Source organism: Cognatundibacterium rivi, from assembly GCF_018139565.1.
Lineage (GTDB): Bacteria > Pseudomonadota > Gammaproteobacteria > Burkholderiales > Burkholderiaceae_D > Undibacterium > Undibacterium rivi.
Genome location: NZ_JAGSPK010000005.1, coordinates 174,111 through 189,992, shown reverse-complemented (window position 1 = coordinate 189,992; position 15,882 = coordinate 174,111). Strand labels below are relative to the sequence as shown.

Annotated in this window: 14 protein-coding genes; 10 read left to right on the top strand and 4 right to left on the bottom strand. The window is 51.3% G+C overall.

Annotation, left to right across the window (positions count from 1 at the left end):
* The first annotated feature begins 56 nt into the window (after positions 1-56).
* The 10 genes from KDM87_RS14255 to hemN all read left to right on the top strand — a co-directional run bounded on the left by KDM87_RS14255 (position 57) and on the right by hemN (position 12,091).
* Positions 57-1,994: a type IV pili methyl-accepting chemotaxis transducer N-terminal domain-containing protein gene (locus KDM87_RS14255; RefSeq protein WP_212679697.1), complete on the top strand. Its 1,938-nt coding sequence runs from the start codon at positions 57-59 to the stop codon at positions 1,992-1,994.
* A gap of 38 nt (positions 1,995-2,032) precedes the next feature.
* On the top strand, positions 2,033-2,680 hold the full coding sequence (locus KDM87_RS14250) for a response regulator (RefSeq protein ID WP_186898203.1): 648 nt from the start codon (positions 2,033-2,035) through the stop codon (positions 2,678-2,680).
* 295 nt (positions 2,681-2,975) lie between these two features.
* Complete coding sequence (locus tag KDM87_RS14245; RefSeq protein ID WP_212679696.1) at positions 2,976-3,668, top strand: Crp/Fnr family transcriptional regulator; 693 nt, start codon at positions 2,976-2,978, stop codon at positions 3,666-3,668.
* 114 nt (positions 3,669-3,782) lie between these two features.
* Positions 3,783-4,787, top strand: a complete 1,005-nt coding sequence (gene ubiU / locus KDM87_RS14240; RefSeq protein WP_212679695.1) for a ubiquinone anaerobic biosynthesis protein UbiU — start codon at positions 3,783-3,785, stop codon at positions 4,785-4,787.
* A gap of 13 nt (positions 4,788-4,800) precedes the next feature.
* Positions 4,801-5,703 carry a ubiquinone anaerobic biosynthesis protein UbiV gene (gene ubiV, locus KDM87_RS14235; RefSeq protein WP_212679694.1) on the top strand — a complete coding sequence of 301 codons (903 nt, stop codon included), beginning with the start codon at positions 4,801-4,803 and terminating at the stop codon, positions 5,701-5,703.
* A gap of 29 nt (positions 5,704-5,732) precedes the next feature.
* Positions 5,733-6,197: a ubiquinone anaerobic biosynthesis accessory factor UbiT gene (ubiT, locus tag KDM87_RS14230; protein ID WP_230407796.1), complete on the top strand. Its 465-nt coding sequence runs from the start codon at positions 5,733-5,735 to the stop codon at positions 6,195-6,197.
* Positions 6,197-6,580 (top strand): putative zinc-binding protein, encoded by a 384-nt coding sequence (locus tag KDM87_RS14225; protein ID WP_212679693.1) that lies wholly within the window; start codon positions 6,197-6,199, stop codon positions 6,578-6,580. Before ubiT ends, KDM87_RS14225 begins: the two co-directional genes overlap by 1 nt.
* Positions 6,581-6,883: 303 nt before the next feature.
* Entirely contained in the window at positions 6,884-8,026 is a 1,143-nt protein-coding gene (locus KDM87_RS14220) for an NnrS family protein (RefSeq protein WP_212679692.1), read from the top strand.
* Between the two features lie 237 nt (positions 8,027-8,263).
* On the top strand, positions 8,264-10,591 hold the full coding sequence (locus KDM87_RS14215) for a TonB-dependent hemoglobin/transferrin/lactoferrin family receptor (RefSeq protein ID WP_212679691.1): 2,328 nt from the start codon (positions 8,264-8,266) through the stop codon (positions 10,589-10,591).
* A gap of 108 nt (positions 10,592-10,699) precedes the next feature.
* Complete coding sequence (gene hemN, locus KDM87_RS14210) at positions 10,700-12,091, top strand: oxygen-independent coproporphyrinogen III oxidase (protein ID WP_212679690.1); 1,392 nt, start codon at positions 10,700-10,702, stop codon at positions 12,089-12,091.
* Between the two features lie 77 nt (positions 12,092-12,168).
* Here hemN and KDM87_RS14205 read toward each other — a convergent pair whose 3' ends face one another.
* The 4 genes from KDM87_RS14205 to KDM87_RS14190 form a co-directional block, all read right to left on the bottom strand.
* Complete coding sequence (locus KDM87_RS14205; RefSeq protein ID WP_212679689.1) at positions 12,169-12,516, bottom strand: cupin domain-containing protein; 348 nt, start codon at positions 12,514-12,516, stop codon at positions 12,169-12,171.
* Between the two features lie 47 nt (positions 12,517-12,563).
* Positions 12,564-12,944 carry a SirB2 family protein gene (locus KDM87_RS14200; RefSeq protein WP_212679688.1) on the bottom strand — a complete coding sequence of 127 codons (381 nt, stop codon included), beginning with the start codon at positions 12,942-12,944 and terminating at the stop codon, positions 12,564-12,566.
* A gap of 18 nt (positions 12,945-12,962) precedes the next feature.
* Positions 12,963-13,226: a DUF2249 domain-containing protein gene (locus KDM87_RS14195; RefSeq protein WP_212679687.1), complete on the bottom strand. Its 264-nt coding sequence runs from the start codon at positions 13,224-13,226 to the stop codon at positions 12,963-12,965.
* 88 nt (positions 13,227-13,314) lie between these two features.
* Positions 13,315-15,603, bottom strand: coding sequence for a nitric-oxide reductase large subunit (locus tag KDM87_RS14190; protein WP_212679686.1), 2,289 nt, complete (start codon positions 15,601-15,603; stop codon positions 13,315-13,317).
* Positions 15,604-15,882: the final 279 nt, after the last annotated feature.

Below are 15,882 nucleotides of genomic sequence, written 5' to 3'. Positions count from 1 at the left end.
GGCTTGTTTAGTGTGAAAGGCCTTGCTTTGTACGATATTTCTACCCACAGGTACCAATGATGAATGCATCGCAAAGTCTGCCGATAGGCAAACGCCTGACATTCCGGATATTACTGACGACGCTGATCGGGCTGGCGCTAACGCTGGCCGCGATTGCCTATACCTTGCTGTTGTCGTGGCAACTGGAAGGCGGCGGAGCCGCAATCAATGAGGCTGGCAGCCTGCGCATGCGTTCTTATCGTCTGGCGATTGAGCTGGAACAGAGCATAGGGAAGCCAGCTGAAAGTAAAGTCGCGCAGTCGCTGGCTGAATATGACCGCACGCTGGCCGATTTGCAGGCGGGCGACGCAAAACGCCCCTTATTCCTGCCGGTCACGGCTAATATTCGTAAGCAGATGCGCGAGGTGCAGAAAGATTGGCAGCAGCACATCCGTGTCGGCGCACAGAACGTCATGCAGGAAACCGACCCGGTACGACAACAGGCCGTGCTGGCACAGTATGTACAGAAACTGCCGGATTTTGTGGAAAGCATCAACCAACTGGTGTCGTTGGTAGAAGTTGAGCTGGCGGAAAAAACAACCTGGTTGCGCTTATGTCAGACGGCGCTGATTTTCATGTCGCTGGCGGCCAGCGTGGCCTTGCTTTACCTCTTGTATTTGTGGATAGTCGGGCCGGTCACCCGCATGCAGGCTGGCATTGCGCGCATGTCCAAAGATGATCTGAGTGTGCGCCTGCCGATAGAAACTGAAGATGAATTTGGTGTTCTGGCACAGGCGTTTAACCAGATGGCTGATCGCGTACAAACTGTGCATCGTACGCTGGAAGACCGGGTTTCTGAAAAGACGGCGAAATTGCAGGCGCAAAATCACGAGATCAGCACGCTGTACGAAACAGCCGGATTTCTGGCGCGCCCAAATGCGATTGAAGAGTTATGTCGTGGATTCCTGCAAAGGATCATGCTGAGAATTCACGCCGATGGCGGTACTGTGCGTATTCTTGATAATAAGAGCGATCATCTGCATATCACTGTGCACGAAGGTATTTCGGAACAGATGATAGAAGAAGAACACTGCATTAAAACCCATGACTGTTTATGTGGTGCGGCTACGCACAGCGGCATCGTGCTGGTCAGGGATTTCCGCCAACTGAATCAGCAGCGGCGCTATCGCTGTCAGGAAGAGGGCTTTTTCTCTCTGGCAGTCTTTCAGATTCTGGCGCGGGAACAAGTGATCGGCAGTTTCTCTTTGCACTTTGCGAACGAGCGGGTGATTTCAGGTGAGGAACGCCGTTTGCTGGAAACATTGGGTAAGAACCTTGGTTCAGCGATAGAAAACCAGCGCCTGATTGCCAAAGAAAAAGAATTCGCGGTATCACAGGAACGTAATCTGCTGGCGCAAGGTTTGCATGACAGTATTGCGCAGGGTCTGAATTTTTTAAATCTCCAGGTGCAGATGCTGGAAGACTCGTTGCGGCGCAATGACGTGGAAGAAATCAAAGATATCGCGCCGCTGCTGCGCGCCGGTGTTGAGGAAAGTTACGAAGATGTGCGTGAGTTGCTGCTGAATTTCCGTACCCGCTTGCAAGACAGTAATCTTGAGTCGGAAATGCGTAATGTCGTCAATAAATTTCAGCGCCAGACTGGCGTACATGGCGAGATACAATTAGCTGGCAGCGGGGCGCCGCTGGCACCCGAGCAGCAATTACAAGTATTGTTTATTTTGCAGGAGGCACTGTCGAACGTGCGTAAGCATGCGCACGCCAGCAATGTGAAAGTGGTGGTGGCGAATGAGCGCGACTTTTCCCTGACAGTCACCGACGATGGCGCCGGGTTTAATCTTGATCGCGTACATGAAAAAGGCGATGCCCATGTTGGCTTGCGTATCATGCGGGAGCGTGCGGAGCGCTTATCAGCCAGCTTTGGTATTCAAAGCCAGCCTGGTGCAGGAACGACGATTACCTTGCAATTAGCGCGTCAGGAGCGGCTCGTTGCCTGAGCCCCGCATTGATCACTTTAAATGAGAGTCTGAAAAATATGCCTATTAAGATTTTGCTGGTGGATGATCACACGCTTTTTCGTAGCGGTATTCGTTTGCTGTTACAGCGCAATCCCGAATTTGAGATCGTCGGCGAAGCATCCGATGGACTGGAAGGCGTGAAGCGCGCAAAGCAATTGCGACCAGACGTGGTGTTGATGGATCTGAATATGGCCGGTCTTTCCGGGCTGGAAGCGATGCAATTGATCGTTGAGGATTTGCCGGATACGGCCGTGCTGATGCTGACGGTGTCTGAGGAAGCGGAAGATCTGACGAAGGCCTTGAAAAATGGCGCGCGTGGCTATTTGCTGAAAAATATTGAAGCAGATTACCTGATGCAGGCAATCCGCCGTGCGGCTGCCGGTGAACCTGTGATCGCCGAATCTATGACGGCTAAACTGGTGATGCAATTCCGCACCGGAAATAATCTCAGCACCACACCGGAACGAGAGAAGCTCACGCCGCGCGAACGTGAAACCATGATCTGCCTCGCACGCGGCGAGAGTAACAAGGAAATCGCCCGCAATCTGAACGTGGCGGAAAGCACCGTCAAAATCCATGTGCAGAATATTCTGAAAAAACTCAGTCTCAGCAGTCGCGTGCAGATCGCCGTGTATGCCGTTGAGCACGGTCTGGATAAGTCCTAAGACTGCCTGAACTCCCCCGCGTTGTTGCGCTGCCACATGGCTACTCAGTCTTAGTCGTGTTCCCGGTGGCAATAATGACGCCGATTGCCACCTGTGTTTTCTGTCATTTTCCCTCTATGTTGCATCAACGGCATTGGCGTATTCGGTAATCCCGACGGAGTTTCTCCGTCATTCGTCCATGTGTTCTCTCCATTTGCTTTTCGTTTCTAGTTCTCTCGGCGGATAGTCAGTATTTTTCTCTGCTTCTACACTTGATTTCTGTCAAAGAAGCTGGAGAAATAACATGAGAGATAACATGACGAAAATTAATTTGCTTGGTTTGCTGGAAAATCATGCCTTGTTTCGGAATATTTCCGCAGTGGATTTGCATACATTGCAAAGAGAAGTGGTAAAGACTGAATTAGAAAAAAACACGATGCTGTTCCGCAAGGGGGATCAGGCGGATGCTTGTTTCATCGTCGTGTATGGGTTGGTGAAGCTCAGTATCCCATCGTCGCAAGGCAACGATAAAGTGTTGGAATTGATCCGCCCGGGTCAGAGTCTGGGTGAGGCGATGATGTTTCTGGATGAGCCGTATCCGTTTTATGCGGAAGCACTGGAAAATACCTTGCTGCTGAAAATTCCACGTCCGGCATTGATGCGTTTGTTAGATCGCTCACCCGTGATTTCACGTCAGATGATGGCCGGCCTGTCTTACCGTCTGCTGGGTTTTATCCGCAATGTGGAACGCTATTCATTACAGAATGCGACCCAACGTGTGATTGACTATCTGTTGCAAACGTCTGCGATGCAAAGTACCAATGAAGTACGGCTGGAATTAAAGAAGCATTTGTTGGCGTCTTTGCTGAATCTATCGCCGGAAACGTTATCGCGGGTATTGCATCAGTTAATGGACGAGCAATTGATACGTGTGTGTGGCTCGACCATCCATATTGGTTCGCCAGACGCACTGAAAACCTATCAGCACAGCGTTGTTACCCTGCATTGAACATCAGGCTGTAAGGTGTTTGGTGGCGTGCGTTTGATGTCGATGGATGTCTATTGAAATTTTATTGACCCAGGACAATGACCTTGAAAATAATTTTCATTACCATCTTGCGTCATGAATCCTATTGATCTGGTGGCTCCTGCCGGTAGTCTGGTTGCTTTGAAAGCAGCGATAGACAAAGGGGCAAATGCAGTTTATCTCGGCTTACGCAATGCCACAAACGCCCGCAATTTCGGCGGACTCAATTTTGGCGATAACGATATCCGACAGGGTGTCGCTTATGCCCACAGCCGTGGCCGGCAAATTCTGTTTGCCATCAATACGTATCCGCAGGCGCGCGCGGTCGGTGAATGGCGCGCCGCGATTGATACGGCAGTGCAGATGGGCGCCGATGCAGTCATTCTGGCTGATCCCGGTCTGATGGCGTATGCACGCGATCGCCATCCCGATCTGCGCTTACATTTATCGGTGCAAGGTTCAGCAACGACGCTCGATGCGATTGAACTCATGCGCGAGCAATTTGCGATCAAGCGTGCGGTGTTGCCGCGTGTGCTGACGCTGACCGAAATCGAAAAAATCATTCGTCAGACCAAGGTGGAAATTGAAGTCTTTGGCTTTGGCAGTCTTTGCGTCATGGCTGAAGGGCGTTGCCTCTTATCCAGTTATGTGACTGGTGACTCGCCGAACAATAAAGGCGTATGTTCGCCTGCGCATGCAGTCAGCTGGGAAGAGAAAGACCGCACAATGTATGCTCGCCTGAGCGGCACGCTGATTGATCGCTATGCACCGGATGAAGCCGCTGGTTATCCGACCTTGTGTAAAGGCCGCTTCGAAGTCGAAGGTGAAATTGATTATGCGCTGGAAGAACCGACCAGTCTGAATGCGATCGGCTTATTGCCGCAACTGATCAATATGGGTGTGGCAGCGATCAAGATCGAAGGCCGTCAGCGCAGCCCCAGCTATGTGACGCAAGTGGTTGGCACTTTGCGCGCGGCACTTGATGCGGCACAACGCGATCCTGAACGTTATTCCGCCCGGCCAGAATGGCAGGCGATGCTGGCGCGTCACGCCGAAGGCGCACAGGTGACGCAAGGTGCGTTTGAGCGTCCCTGGAAATAAGACTGAACATACCATGACAGCATTAAAAATCTCACTCGCACCGCTTGCCTATTACTGGTCAAAAGAAGAGACCCTGCGTTTTTATGTTGATGCAATGCAATGGCCGGTCGATATTGTGTATCTCGGCGAAGTCACTTGCTCACGCCGGCATCTGATGAAGTTCGATGACTGGCTGGCGGTCGCTACAGAATTACGCAACGCAGGCAAAGAAGTTGTGCTTTCCAGTCTCACCCTGATCGATAGTGAAGCCGATCGCCGTAATATGCACCGGCTGGTGGATAAAGCCTCGGAGCAGGGCTTGCTGATTGAGGCGAATGATTTCAGTGCGGTACGTGCCATGCAGGGCAGACCCTTTGTCGCCGGGCCGCATCTGAATGTGTATCACGCGGATACTTTGCAGTGGCTAGCCGGACTCGGTGCTCGTCGCTTTACGCCACCGATAGAACTCGGACACGAAGATCTGGCTGCGATACAAGCGCAACGTCCGGCCGGGATGGAAACCGAAGTGCAGGTCTGGGGTCGGCTGGCGCTGGCGTTTTCGTCGCGCTGTTTCACCGCGCGCCATCATCGCTTACGTAAAGACAGTTGCGAATTCCGTTGCGAACAATATCCTGATGGATTGCCGCTGGCGACGCGCGACGGTAAGGATTTTCTGACGATTAACGGTATTCAGACGCAGAGTTCGACTTGCCTTGATCTGGGAGCGCAGGTACCTGAATTAGCTGCCATGCAGGTCGATATTTTGCGTTTGCAACCGCAGTCACAAGGCATGGCAGAAGTGGTTGCTGCATTTGATCGCGCGCGTCAGTCTCTGAGTGCGGCACAAGTCGGCAGTCAGTATCTGCCGCCACATGCCCAACGCAGCAATGGCTACTGGCAGGCAAAGCCAGGTATGCAATGGCTGACGGTGGAATAAGTTGCGCTTCGTTATTTCTGAAAGTATGCATGATGGACTTATCACAATTTCGTTTTCCCGCACCGTTTCAGCAAGTAGGTAAGTGGATGCCGACGCCGCTGGCAACGGCGCCGCTGATGCTGGCGCTGGAAATTGCACGCCGCAAGGAATTGCTGGTGGCGCCCGATACCCTTTATGGCAAAACCTTTCGGATTCAGGTGGAAGATCTAGGTTTGTCGCTGTGTTTTTACTGTGATCAGGGGAAGTTCCGACCAGTCTATAAAAACGCCAGAGAAACCGAAGCAGATGTCAGCCTGTCGGCCAGTTCGGCAGATTTTTTTCAGATGGCGTCTGGTATGGAAGATGCCGATACCCTGTTTTTCCGCCGCCGTCTGCGCATCGAAGGCAATACGGAATTAGGTGTCGCAGTAAAATACTGGATTGATGCCAGCGAGCGTCCGGCGTGGCTGAGCCGGTTTGCTGAGCGGTTTTTACGACAGCCTGAAAGCGTCTGATGTCTGCTGAGCCTGTGCCACTGCCTCTGGTCTATGCCTGTTCCGGCTGTTCCAGTGTGGCGCAGCTTGCGAATACTTGCGCCGTCCGGCTAGACAGGGAAGGGCGGGCGCAGATGTCGTGCATCGCCGGGGTTGGTGGCGGTGTCGCTTCGTTGGTGCGGCTCGCACAATCGGGGCGACCGGTGCTGGCGTTGGATGGCTGTGCGCTGGCGTGTGTAAAAGCTTGTTTACAGCAGGCCGGTGTGCGCGCTGATCGCCATCTGATTCTGAATCAGGAAGGCGTACGCAAGCGTTTTCATGCGGATGCCTCGGAAGATGAAACGCAGCTGGCGTGGCAAATAGTGGAGAAGGAATTAGCTCAGCTCACACCCGCGATACTGTAGCCTTCTTGCTAGCCGTTGTTGATGAATTGCTGGAAAGTCGTTTAGTGGGACGTTATAGTGGGGCGTTATTCAGTCGTTTATTAAGTGGTATAGATGCATACTCCCCCTCATTTTAGAGAAAAACACCTTCATCTCCTTATGAAATAAGGGCTTCAAAACATACTGGGGGGAGTATATTTCCCCGCATTTTTGCCTCAGATCAGCTGCTTGCGGCTGTGTTTGCTGATTTTTCGTTTTACCTCCGCAGGATCGCCACTTGCCTGTGATTATTGTTGATGTCTTTTTCACTCATGGTGAACCCTCATGAAACGTCTTGCGATTGCTCCTCACCGTTTGTATTTTTTTCTTGGCGCACTGGCGGCGCTAATACTGTTTGTCTGGTGGTGGCGGCAAGTGGTATCGCAGACAATGGCGGTTCCTTTGCATGCACTGGTGATGCCGCTCGGCATATTTCCCTTGTTTATTCTTGGCTTCACTTTTACCGCCGGACCGCGCTGGTTGTCGGTGGAATCGGCGGATCATTATTTTCTGTTACACGGCGGCACCTATTTTTGCGGCTTGCTGCTCGTTTTAGTTGCGGCGGGCTTAGGCTGGTATCCCTTGCGCACTTCGGGGTTTGTGCTGATGCTGGCGGCATGGCTTGCTGTGACCTGGCGCTGGGGTGATTTGATCCGGCGCAGCAAGGCACTCGATAAAAAACATCCCGTCTCTATCCTGATCGCAATGCTGGGCGGCATGCTGGCATTGCTGGCGGCTGTTTTCTGGAGTGCAGGTGACACCGACGCATGGCAGGTCGCCCGCGAATTTTCTTTTTTTGGTTTTTTGCTGCCGGTTTTTCTGACGGTGTGTCATAGAATGCTGCCTTTTTTCAGCAGCAATGTGCTGAAACCCTACGTGGCATGGCGGCCGTATTGGTTGCTGGGCGTCTGGCTGGGCGGATGCTGGTTGCTGATACTCGCAGGCATTACCGGGTGGCGTTATCTGGAAGCCTTCAGCGCAAGCGTGCTTAGCCTGAGTTTTGTGCTGACTTCGTGGCGTTGGGGAATTTTCCGCAGCCTGCAAAACCGTATGCTGGCCATGCTACATTTGTCATTTGCCTGGCTGGCGGTGGTGTTTGGATTGCAGGCGGCGGGCGCACTCGGTGTGGCCGTTGGCTCCGCATCCGTTCATGCGCTTGGGTTGGGGTTCATGGGAACCATGCTGGTCGCTTTTGTCAGCCGTGTTTCTTATGGTCACAGCGGCAGACCATTGCAGGTCTCGAACAGCTTGTGGATGGTGTATCTCGGGTTGCATCTGGCTGCCATGCTGCGCATCGTTGCCAGCTTGCTGGTGATACCTTCTTTACTGACTGTCTCGGCCACGGTCTGGTTGTTACTGATCACGATCTGGATCGCCATGATGTTGCCGGTCTATCTGAAAGCGCGCGCAGATGGGCAGCCGGGCTGATACTGCGACGGATACTTAGGTCGGCACTGGTTTCGCCAGTGATAATTCAGTGATAATTCAGTGATAATTCAGTGTTGATTCGTTGCTGATTCGGTGATGATGATTCCGTGACCTTGTCCTGTCGCAATATGTCGCCGTGGTCTAGTTCGGAATGCCTAGTCGTCTGACCGGAATGCGTATTGACCCGTGTTGATGGAAGTTTAGACTGCTAGCTATTCTTCTTTGCTGGTATTCACCATGAAAAAATCAGACGCAACGCGCTTGTCCGGGAATGGCTTCCGGATCAAAACCCACACCCTGAGATTGCTGCTGGCCGGTCTTTTTTCTACGGGTCTGACAGCGTATGTGCAGGCGCAGACCGCGCCGCAGGTACCCGCCACCTTATTGGCGAACGCCACGGTGCCAGTGCAGATCGTTGTCATCAGTGGTGCCCGTTACGAGCAATTCGTCGAAGATTTGCCCTTGTCGATGGACATCATTGGTTGGCAGGAAATGGAAAGCGGGCACGTTGCCGATATTCATGATCTGGTTAAAAACTTACCCAATATTTCTGTCAAACGCGCGCCCGCCAGATTTACTGTGACTGGCGTCGGCAATGCAACCGGGCGTGATACAAATGCCGGTTTCAATATCCGCGGGCAGGATGGTAATCGTGTGCTGATGCTGGTGGACGGTGTGCGTCTGCCGCGCAGTTACATCAATGGCAGCAACGCATTTGGCAGGGATTCCTTATCGCTGGATCTGATCCGCCAGGTGGAAATTGTGCGTGGCCCGGCATCGGTATTGTATGGTTCTGATGGCCTTGCGGGTCTCGTGAATTTCATCACGCTGGAACCGGCCGATTTCCTGCAGCGGCGCGGCGATCAGCAGAAAGATGTTGGCGGCAAAGTATCGCTGTCGTATAACGGTGACGATCATTCGCGGACGCTGTCAGCCAGTCTGGCCGGGCGCATCAACCCTGCGCTGACGTGGTTGGTGAGTGCCGCAGTGAATCATGCTGGTGGCATGCAGAATATGGGCAGCAAAGATGTGGCGAATGTCGATCGCACCACCCCGAATCCGCAGAAGAATGAAGGGCAGTCGGTATTGGTGAAACTGGTGTATCAGCCAACAGCTGATCAGAAACACACCGTCAGCGCTGAGCATGTGAATAAAGATGCTGACTACGAATTGCTATCGAGTCGTGCAAAGCTGCCATTGACGACAGCCTCTGCGGTCACGGGCGAAAATGCCACGAGCAATATGACACGCGACCGTCTGAGTGTGCAAAGTCGGTATACGCTTAATAGCGCATATGTCGATCATGTACAGACGGCGCTCAGTTTTCAGGATGCCAGTTCACGCGAATTCGGTGTGACACACAGAAATACGCTGGCCGACCGCGTACGCGATGTCAGCTACAGCGAGCGCAGTGCGCAATTCCATATTCAGACTGATAAATTATTCAGAATGGCCGCGGGCTGGTCGCAACGCCTCAGTTACGGCTTAGACTACAGCCGTGCCGATATTAAAAACATGTTTGATGGCGTCGATCCGGGGAATGCGGATTTTGTACCGCGTAAATATTTCCCGGATACCCGTGATTCCAGCCGTGCTGTCTTTGTGCAGGATGAAATATTTGCCGGCAAATGGATTATCACACCCGGTGTGCGCTTTGATCATTTTGATCTGGATGTGATCAGTCAGGCTGGTTTTGCGCCACCGGCAAAAACGCCCGCCAAATCACTTTCCGGTTCCGCGGTCTCGCCTAAGCTGGGCTTTCTGTACCGCTTGACGCCGGAATGGAGTGCCTTTGCTAACTATGCGAGTGGTTTCCGTGCACCGAATGCGCAACAAATCAATGGCGTGTTCGATAGTGCGACGATCCCTGCAGTGTTATTGTCGAATCCCGATCTGAAACCAGAAAAAAGCCACAACATTGAAATCGGCTTACGTGCAATGCTCGACAGACTGAGCCTGGATATCGCTGTGTTCAGAGGAAAATACGATAACCTCATCGTCGATAAAAAACCTTTGGGTGGTAAAGGTGTGATTGGTGATCCGGCGATTTTTCAGACCGTCAATGTCGATAAAGCGACGATCAGCGGCTTTGAAATTAAAGGGCAGGTGCAGTGGGGTGAAATCGCCGGTGGTAAGCTGGCAATGCCATTCGCTTACGGTGTCACGCATGGCAGCGATGATACGACTGGCTTACCGTTGAATGCAATCGATCCGGCGAAAATCAGTATTGGCGTCAGCTACGGCAAACCCGCCTGGGAAGTCAGGCTGCAGGCGCTGCATCAGGATGCGAAAATGGCGGCAGATCTGGATAGCCCGTATCTGCCCAAGCCAGCGACGCCGCCACGGGTCGCGCAGCTGACCATTCCTTCCGCTATGACTTTGGATTTATCGGGGCAATTGCGTTTGCAGAAAAATCTGCGGCTCAATGCAGCAGTACGTAATCTGACAAATAAGAAATACTGGAACTGGTCTGATGTGCAGGGTGTTGCAGCAAACTCAGCCGTAATCGATGCCTACACCCAGCCGGGACGCCACTATGATATGTCTGTTTCCTACGATTTTTAACTGTTGAACCCCGCAGATTCTGCTAAATAAATTGATGTAAATCGACATAGACTGGCTTTGCGTGCATACAATAGCAATCTTGTATGCAAGACGCACCGAAAGAACATAATGACCACACCAATCGACGATATTGAGCTGTCTGAAGAGCTGATACGGAAATTCGACAAGTCCGGCCCACGTTATACCTCGTATCCGACGGCAGATCGCTTCAATACCGGCTTCACCGAGCAAACTTATATCACTTACCTTGAACAAAGAGCGGGACGCACGAATAACCCGCCTTTGTCCTTGTATCTGCATTTGCCGTTTTGTGAGTCACTATGCTATTTCTGTGCGTGCAATAAGATCATTACCAAAGACCATAGCCGCACGACAGAATATTTGCGTTATCTCGAAAAAGAAATGGCGCTGGTGGCGGCTAGAATCGGCCCTGATCGCCTGACTGCGCAGTTGCATCTGGGTGGCGGTACGCCGACGTTTTTCAGTTCAGACGAGCTGCGCCAGTTAATGGCGATGATACGTCAGCATTTCACCTTTACGGAGGATGCTGAACTGGGTGTGGAAATTGATCCGCGCACTGTGAAGCCGGAAACGCTGGCGGTATTGGCCGAGCTGGGGTTTAACCGTAATAGTTTTGGTGTGCAGGATTTTGACCCTGCTGTACAACAGGCGGTGAACCGGATACAGCCGTTCAGCATGGTAGAAGCGGCAGTCAAGGAAAGCCGCAAAGCGCATTTCCAATCGGTGAATGCCGATCTGATTTATGGCTTACCTAAACAGAATATTGAAAGCTTTGGCCGCACGCTCGATAGCCTGATTGCATTGGCACCGGACCGCATTGCGCTGTACAACTATGCGCATTTACCTAGCCGTTTCAAGGCACAGCGCCAGATTATTGAGGCAGATTTGCCATCGGCTGAAGAACGCTTGCAGATTTTCCTGATGTCTACCCGCCGCTTGCTGGATGCCGGTTATATTTACATCGGTCTGGATCACTTTTCCCGCCCTGACGATGAATTGAATAAGGCGCGTCAGGATCAGTCTTTGCACAGAAATTTTCAGGGCTACACAACCCGCGCTGAATGCGATCTGATCGGCTTTGGTGTTTCTGCGATTGGTAAAGTTGGTGATTCGTACAGCCAGTCAGTGCGCACGATCAAAGAGTATTATCAGTTGCTCGATGAAGGAATGTTGCCGGTAGAGAAGGGAATCGCCTTAGATAAGGATGATTTATTGCGACGTGATGTCATCATGACTTTGATGTGCAGTATGCCTTTGTCTATCGCAAAGACGAATGCTGCTTACGGGATTGATTTCACCACTTACTTCGCAGAAGAAATTGCGCAATTGCGTCAGTATGAAGAGGTTGGTTTTATCACGATCGATGCGGATGCTATTCGTGTTACCCCCAAAGGCCGGTTGTTTGTCCGCGCGGTGGCGATGACGTTCGATAAGTATCTGAAGAAAGTAACGACAGCGACGTATTCGAAGCTGATCTGATTTTTTCTGAAAAAAAGCCCGGATGATTCCGGGCTTTTTTATTTCCTTTTTTCTTGCTTCCGGCGATGGCCGTTATGTCAGGCATTCGCGTGATGCGCAGAACCTTGCAGTGCGATAGTGACCAGTAATGAGGAATCATCAATTGCTTTCAGCGCGTGCGATGCTGATGCCGCCAGATACATTAAGTCGCCGGTATGTAAGATTTTACTCGCGTGGTCGGTTTGTATTTCAACCTGACCTTCTATGCAAAAAATAGTGATCGGGCCATCGACCTGATGTGCGGCGATATGCTTTGCGGCCGGTAAATATAAGCGCATGACTTCCATATGCTTATCTTTAAATAATGCTTGCGCGGGGATGGTGTCATTATTGCCGGAAGACAAAATATGAATGCTGTCACCGGAGGATAAGTGTTTTTGTGCCATTGTCTGTCTCCCAAAAACTCATTGGTGGATACGCACACGGCGATCAGTTACCAGTGCGGCAAAGCTTGTTTCGTCAGTGCGACTGCAACGATATAAGAGAATACCGCTAAGGCGGCGATCCAGGTACGGATTCTGACAGCTTTTGTTTTGCCACGCTTCAGCGCAACGGTTCCTAAGCCTATGTACAGTAACAGCGCCAGAACTTTGGCCGTCAGCCAGGCTTCGACGAAAGGGTATTGGCTGCTCCAGAACACCATCGTCAGTGCACTCGCCAGCAGTAATGTATCGATCAGATGCGGGGCGATTCTGATCCATTTTTTTTGCAGCATGGCTGAACCTTGCCACATCCAGATACCGCGCAAAAAAAACAGACTACCGCTCAGGATCGCACAGGTGATATGAATGTGCCTGACTGTCAGGTAGTCCATTATTTATTCCTTTATTTCTTAATCACAGATAAGAAAATCAATCACAATTGCGCCCGGTTCCTGCGACACATAACTGATTTTGACGCTGGAGCCGAAATGATGCTCTATCTGCGATAGTAAAGGCAAGGGATTATGGTCGTTGCAAAAGCGCATGGTTTCTCCACGTTCTAAAGCAGACAGAGCACCGAAGATCGCTGCATGACGAAAACGCTTGGCAATGCCACGCGCATCAAATGTGTAAATACCTTCAGCAATAACGGGCATAGAGCAATCGTGGGACATAGTAAAACTCCTTAATAGATAATGTTGATGCTATTGAATGGTGAAGCAGAGGCCGGCAAAAACTATTTCCCGACGGCCTCTGATCTCATTAAGCTTGTTTCGTTTTTTTTGCAGGGATTGCGCTGTTCAGGCTGACGTCGGCTGTCTTTTTCGCCGTCAGCAAACGGAAGGCGAACAAGGCCAGACAGACGGTGCCGATCGCGAACACGACGTCGCCAGGTACGCGCAGCCAGACCAGTGTTTCCATCAGGTGCGAGTGTATGACTTCAGGTGAGCGGGCAAACCACATCCCTTTCGTGATGCTGGCGATTGCCTGATAAATACCGGCAGGTACCAAAGAGATGAACACCATCATTGCCAGACCGATATTGAGCATCCAGAACATCGCTTGCAGCAATTTGTCAGACCATGCAGCGCGTGCAGACAAACCACGCAGGCAGAACAGCAGCAAGCCTATACCCAGCATGCCGTACACGCCGAACAAAGCAGCATGTCCATGTGCAGCCGTCATGTTCAGACCTTGCATGTAGTACAGCGCAATCGGGGTGTTGATGGAGAAGCCCAACAAACCCGCACCGACAGTGTTCCAGAAACCGACAGCGATGAAGCAGAGAATGGACCATTTGTAAGACTGCACCCACGCTGCTGCTTTCGAGCGTTGATAATTGCGATACGCTTCCACGCCTATCATCGCCAGAGGCACAACTTCCAGTGCTGAGAACATGGCGCCGATGGCGATTACAAAAGTTGGTGTGCCAGTGAAATACAGGTGATGCAAGGTACCCAGAATACCGCCGAACAGGAAGACGATAGTTTCCAGAATAATCGCGCTGTTTGCGGTTGCTGCATGGATCAGACCCAGGCGAGTGAAGAGCAGGGCGATCACAGCGGTTGCGAACACTTCGAAGAAGCCTTCTACCCACAAATGGACCAACCACCAGCGCCAGTATTCGATCATGGAGTAATGTGTATGTGGACCCCAGGTCAGCGATGTCGCATAGAAACCGCCGATACACATCGCAGCCAGGAATACCATGGCAATCAGACCGCGGCTTTCAGATGGTTTTTTGAGTGCAGGTAATAATCCACGACCCAATAAAGTCACCCAGAACAGCAAGCCGATAAACAACAGAATTTGCCAGACGCGTCCCATGCTGGTGAATTCCAGACCCTGATTACCGATCCAGAATGCAAATTCATTGCCTTTATGTTGCAGGCTGCCCAGCCATCCCATCGCGGTCGAACCGACAACGATGAACAGCAAGGCATAAAACAGGACATTCACACCGAGTTTCTGGAATTTAGGTTCATAGCCAGAGATCGCAGGGGCGATGTACAGACCAGTTGCCAGCCATGCAGTAGCGATCCACAACACCGCAAATTGCGTATGTATCGTGCGGCTGACCGTGAACGGCAGGATCTCAGCTAAAGGGAAACCAAAGAAGCTATGTCCTTCAACGGCGTAGTGAGCGGTGATCACACCCATACCTACTTGCGCCAGAATCAGACCGATCACAACAAAAAAGTATTTTTTTGTCGCCAGCATCGAAGGTGTTGGCTTCATGTCGAATAAAGGATCTGTTTTTGGAGGAACAGGATCACTTTCTTCTTTGCTTGCAGAATGGTAGAAAATCATACCGGCAATCGCAGCGATCATCAGAATCACGCTGGCGATAGACCAGATACCGGCACCGGCAGTCGGTGTATTTTCAACCAGTGGTTCATGCGGCCAGTTGCTGGTGTAGCTCAGACCTTCTTCGCCAGGACGATCTGCTGCTGCTGCCCACGAAGACCAGAAAAAGAACGCTGGCAAGGCTTGTAAGTCCGCCTGATCCGGCAGTGAACCTTTATTCATTGCATACTGTTCGCGCAGTTTTTCCAGAGATGGATCATTACCAAACAAAGCGACGTAATGTTGCGTGACCAGTTGTACTGCAGCGGCACGTTCAGGGGAAAGGGTGATAACACCATTTTTCTGATCGTAGGTATTACCGCGCATTTCCTCTTTCAGGCGCGCTTTAAGTTCGCCCTGACGCGGTGTGCTTAACTGTTCAAAGGACAGTTTGTTTTCTTTCTGCGCCCAGATTTCCAGTAAGGCGAGCGACTCGCGGTGCAGCCAGTCGGCTGACCAGTCTGGCGCGACATAACTGCCGTGGCCCCACACCGTACCTAATTGCTGACCGCCGGCGGCGAGCCATGCTTCCTGCCCTCGCTGGACTTGTCCTTCAGAAAATAAAACCTTGCCTTGGGTGCTGACAACCTGATTGGGGATAGGTGGAGCTGTGAGATAAATTTCTGTACCTACCCAACCGAGAACGGTAAAAGATAAGACACAGATCACAGCGAGCCAGGTCCAGAGTTTACGCGTGGAGTGCATGGCGTGATTCCTTATTGGTAGAGTTAAAAGAGTGCATTGCTTAAAGAAGTGGGAAAAATAAAACTGATTTACCGCTTCAATAAGATGCATTTTATATGCATGTATAATAAGATGCAAATTAAATGTATGTTTTGTGTTTTTTATTTTTATCCCTGAGCCTGAACTGCGATCTGAGCTTGTATCTGAATCTGCTTTGTGGACGAAGGGGATATACTGTGCAGGGAAGATGTCAGTTGCAATGCGGTGACAGCTTCACGCCTATTTTCCGGAATACATAAG